The sequence below is a fragment of the Psychrobacillus sp. genome, assembly GCF_056205495.1.
This window is the reverse complement of record NZ_JBAEAP010000105.1, coordinates 1-4,526: the sequence shown is the minus strand read 5'-3', so window position 1 is coordinate 4,526 and position 4,526 is coordinate 1. Positions and strand designations below refer to the sequence as shown.

General features: G+C 37.1%; 5 protein-coding genes. 2 read left to right on the top strand and 3 right to left on the bottom strand.

The features are described from left to right. The coding region (locus AC06OU_RS03230; RefSeq protein ID WP_475853942.1) for a hypothetical protein at positions 1 to 938 on the top strand (938 nt) is incomplete at its 5' end. Between the two features lie 574 nt (positions 939 to 1,512). On the opposite strand, the gene AC06OU_RS03225 is transcribed toward AC06OU_RS03230, so the two are convergent. Continuing rightward, positions 1,513 to 2,322: a cupin domain-containing protein gene (locus AC06OU_RS03225; RefSeq protein WP_475853940.1), complete on the bottom strand. Its 810-nt coding sequence runs from the start codon at positions 2,320 to 2,322 to the stop codon at positions 1,513 to 1,515. A gap of 391 nt (positions 2,323 to 2,713) precedes the next feature. Here AC06OU_RS03225 and AC06OU_RS03220 point away from each other — a divergent pair, with 391 nt between their 5' ends. Beyond that, positions 2,714 to 3,112, top strand: coding sequence for a multidrug DMT transporter permease (locus tag AC06OU_RS03220; RefSeq protein ID WP_475853939.1), 399 nt, complete (start codon positions 2,714 to 2,716; stop codon positions 3,110 to 3,112). A 332-nt stretch (positions 3,113 to 3,444) separates the two neighbouring features. Here the strand turns inward: AC06OU_RS03220 and AC06OU_RS03215 are convergent, their stop codons facing one another. Both AC06OU_RS03215 and AC06OU_RS03210 read right to left on the bottom strand, forming a co-directional pair. Next, positions 3,445 to 3,891 (bottom strand): GNAT family N-acetyltransferase, encoded by a 447-nt coding sequence (locus tag AC06OU_RS03215; protein ID WP_475853937.1) that lies wholly within the window; start codon positions 3,889 to 3,891, stop codon positions 3,445 to 3,447. A gap of 21 nt (positions 3,892 to 3,912) precedes the next feature. Beyond that, the coding region (locus tag AC06OU_RS03210) for a TPM domain-containing protein (RefSeq protein WP_475853935.1) at positions 3,913 to 4,526 on the bottom strand (614 nt) is incomplete at its 5' end.

Below are 4,526 nucleotides of genomic sequence, written 5' to 3'. Positions count from 1 at the left end.
TAATGGTCCCATCAGAAACCGAGCAAACTGCCCAGCCACTTACGAATGAGGAAGTAGTTATGGCAGTCATTGAAAAAGAATATAATGGGCCGGATATGGAATTCAAACGATTAAGTGAGGAGTGGGAAAACAAAATAGTAGAAGCAAATCCAGAAGAGTACGATATGCTGTTAGTATCAAAGGAATATAAGGACCTTATGAATTATTACTATTCGAGCTTTGATAAATATTTTACAGAAAACTTGTTGGAAACTGCCCTAAACATTAACATGGTATTCAAATATAATCACCAATTAATCGACAGCAATATAGACATGCAATTAGAGAAGGTACAGATTAAACAGGACAAGGATCACCCTACTATTTATCGTACAGAAGTGGAGGTTTCCTTGACAAACAACAAAGGGCAGAAAATCTTTCACACGTTAAAAGAAGAATATATCTTTTCTAAAACAGAGCCTGGAAAAATAGGGAGATATAACTTAATGTTAGCTTCAGATGGCACAGATCTATATGATATCATCCCCAATTTTGATGCCTATTTTAATAACAGGAAGCCGTCTATTGACGTTTCGTTCGATTCCATTTGCTTCCATGGGAGAACTGGCTCCAAACAAATGAATGGCTGTACAACTGATGTAAATCAAATAAATGAAATAATGGATTCCATTAGTGACCTACCTATTCAAGAGGTTACCGAGGAGGAAAGCAACTGGAGAGCGGAATTACTCCCTCAAGTAGATAGCTTTCAAATCTATTTAACAAACGAGGCAGATCAAGGAATGACATTATATACGGTGACTCTATACGATGATGGTAAGCTAGTGTACGCTCCTGGCTTGGACATGGGGATTACTGGCGATATCACGATAGGTTCTCACCGGGATGTCTACAAAAAAGTTATACAGATGCTCCATACATTTAAAGAGGTAGAATAGCAGAGAAAAATGATGAATGATTTAAACGAGCTAGGCTATGACTAGCTCGTTTTATCTTTGTTTTTCTTCCTATAAAAATAACGCCACGTATAAAAGATAGCCCAAAATGCCAAAAGAACAAAAAACTGATAGTTTGTATCACTATAATTAATAATAAGGATTAATATAATAAACGTTGGTATAGCTAAATAACACCACATTCTTACTTCCTTGTTTTTAAAACTTAATTCAAACCGTTCACTCATAGACCCCACCCCATTTGCCGCCTACCTTCAGTAGCTGGCTAGTTTACCTGAGATTCCTAGCGTTTTAATTTACGACAATCACTCCATGGATTACTACAATCAAAGCGTAGTTTACGACAATACACTCGTAGATTACTACAATCAAATTCCGTGGACTCTCTCTGATTAGTTTTTACGACAATCACTCTATGGATTACGACAATCACAGCGTAGTTTACTACAATACCTCATAACGAAAGACAATAGCCTTTATCTTCACTAAAAAAAAACAGATGAAGAAAACAATTCGTTTTCTTCATCTGTTTTTTTATTTGATTACCTCTTAGGCTCTACATTTTTTTGCTTTGCTGGAGAATTTGTGATTCTCCTGTACGTTCCCATTCTTCTACTGTTTCATATGCTTTTTCAGGAGAATATCCCTTTCCAACAAGAACTCCCATTAAAATAAACTCTTGAAGGATATGTGTCATATTAATTCCTCGTTCAACGTCTTCGATGCCTTCTTTAACCAGAAATTCTGTGTGCTTAACCCACTCATCTGGAGTCTTCCCATAATATTTTTTATTTCCATTTCCATGTTCCATCTCCATTGTTTCCGCTTTAGTTTTATGAACTGTACCAAATGGATGGTTTGGCGGGGCATATATGGAATATAGTTTCAAAGGAACATTTCCGGTATTTGTGAGATTATGCCATGTTCCAGCCGGTATTACAACTGCTGTATCATCGAATACACTCCATTGCAAATTTAAATTATCTTTACTATTACCCATTTGAACTATTCCTTGACCTTGTTCAATACGTAGGAATTGATCCACTTCAGGGTGTATTTCCAAACCGATATCTTCCCCTACATTAAGGCTCATTAATGTGACTTGCAAACGACTTCCTGTCCATAGTGCCGTACGAAACGTCTGATTTACTTTGGTTGCCTCATTAATATTAATAACAAAAGGGTTTGCTCCATAGTCTTTTAACACGTTCTCATAATAAGAATGGTGTGAACCAAATGCCACCTCATTCGGAACTGCCCAATAACCAGTCGTGTTTCCGTAGATATACTGCGGAGAATTTACATAATAAGGATATTGATACATATAAGGTGCATAATACATTTTTATCAATCCCTTCACTTTCATTTTATTAATAATCCATCTTATGTGTGGTGTCAGCAGGGTATACTAAATGTTGCCATAAGAGAACAATTTGAGATTAAAAACGCCGACAATTAATCAACGTTTTTTACTACAAACCCCTACCACTACCCCCAAAAGAGCAGCGAGTTAGTTAAACCAGCATGGCCAAAAACATGAGAAAAGAAAGTCATTCTTGCTGATGAAATGCTCTTGATTAGAAAACGTCAAAAATTTATTGAAGCTAGCTCTTCCATAAAGGTTAAAAACGGGATGCCGTTGAATATAATAATTTATCGTTTAACGATAGCTTTATTGCATTTTGAAACTCATACATTCCTTATTAAAATTTTCTGGTTGCTGTGAAACACAAGCTTAGATGAAAAGGGGAAACAAAATGAAAACAAAATGGCTTTTGAGTAGTAGTGCTGTAGTGATGGGTTTGTTGGGGTTGGCAGGAACCTTTATTCCCGAAGAAATTTCAAATGTATTAGGGATTGACCCTTCGCCCATTACTCTGATTCTTCTGCAAATCATCGGAGGACTATATTTAGGTTTTGCAATGTTGAACTGGTTTACACGTTCTTCCCTAATTGGCGGCATCTATAACAAACCTGTCGTATTGGGAAATCTGATACATTGCCTCGTTGTCTTTTTTGCCCTAATACGGCATCTGGCAGAGGATTTTCATTTCATATTTGTTATTTTGACATTAGTTTACCTTGGGTTTGCCATCTGGTTCACATTGGTGATGCGCTCGAATCCATTAAGAAATCAATCAAAAATGTCTGTTTAACATATATTAAACAGGAATTTATATAGTGGAGTCTCACTTTTTAAGTTCACTATGCTGAACTAGTCTTATAAGCAACATAAAATATATTAAAACGATAAAAATTCCTACTTTATATTAAAGAAGGAATTTTTTCTTTTTATAAGAATCTAAGTGGAAGATTACACGATATCTGTCAGTCTAATTTAATATCATTGTTTCAGTGGTTTAACAAAATTATTAGTAGTGCAGTTAGAAGAAGCAAATAAATTTATGTGCTGTTGCCATTCGCTTAGCTTTTACGTGCTCTCCCGTTGCACCGAGCCTGTTAATCTAGCTCTCCCACCTTAATTTCTCTAAACCTTTAAAACAAACTCTGCTTCGCCTTCGTTAATGTTGCCCGTTTTCTGGAAGCCGAGACTTTCATAGAGCTTGATGGCTATTTCGTTTTCTGGCTCCGTTGACAAATAGATGGAGCTGCAGCCGTCCACCTGCTTCATTTCATTTAACACTAGCTCCACTGCTTTTCTGCCATAGCCTTTTCCTTGGCTTTTATGATCGATCATAAAGCGGCATATCCAGTAATTTGCAGTTTCTTCATCGAACCCGTACATGGCAAAGCCGATGAGCTTGTCCTCTGCTTCGATACCTTTGATAGTCCATCCGGTTTCATAGACGGATTGGGTGATGGATAATGCATTGGAGGCAACAAATTGTTCTACTACGCTTCCTTTGCCATCCTCGTTAGTTGTTAGAAGGACTACTTTCAGCCAGTTATCCTTATTTATTTCTACTAGTTTCATTCCATTTCCCCGTTTCTTTTGTTAATCTCTCTTCTGTTTTCTTTTACCATTTACCATTCTAGATAGGAGGAAGATGACTAAAAGGATAATGATTATGGTTGGGATAGAGATACTGTCCTGTAGGCTGTTACTTGTATAGGGCTGTGGCTTCGTTAGCCCCTCTGTAATACCGTAATGCTTGGAAACCTCATTGGACAAAGCCTGATAGGTGGAGACTACAGCCTCATCGATTAGACCTTGGTTTAAATAAGGCATCGTATACCGATCGATTATCTGATCTATTTTGGCATCTGAAAGTGCTTTTTCCAAGTCACGGTCCACTGTAATCTCTACTGCCGGACCTCCCCCGTTAACCGGATCCGCTTCGATTAAAAATAGTAAGCCATTCTTATTTCGTACACTTCCTATTTGGTTCTCTCGTATGATGTCCATGTTAAATTCACTTGCCGACTGGTCTCCTACATGCTCGATAATCATCGCAACCAGTTGAGCGGTCGTTCCTTTTTTTAATTTTTCTCCCATTATTTTTACTTCCTGCTTCGTTTCTTCTGTTAAAAAGTTCTCTTCATCTACTAAATAGGTATCCTTTGAGATATCCCCAGCAGCTCCTGTACTTAAAGGAGATAATAAAAAAA

What these genes read in the sequence shown, in the direction of transcription:
- AC06OU_RS03225 (WP_475853940.1), bottom strand. Translation starts at nt 2,322, where the DNA reads ATGAAAGTGAAGGGATTGATAAAAATGTATTATGCACCTTATATGTAT.
- AC06OU_RS03220 (WP_475853939.1), top strand. Translation starts at nt 2,714, where the DNA reads ATGAAAACAAAATGGCTTTTGAGTAGTAGTGCTGTAGTGATGGGTTTG.
- AC06OU_RS03215 (WP_475853937.1), bottom strand. Translation starts at nt 3,891, where the DNA reads ATGAAACTAGTAGAAATAAATAAGGATAACTGGCTGAAAGTAGTCCTT.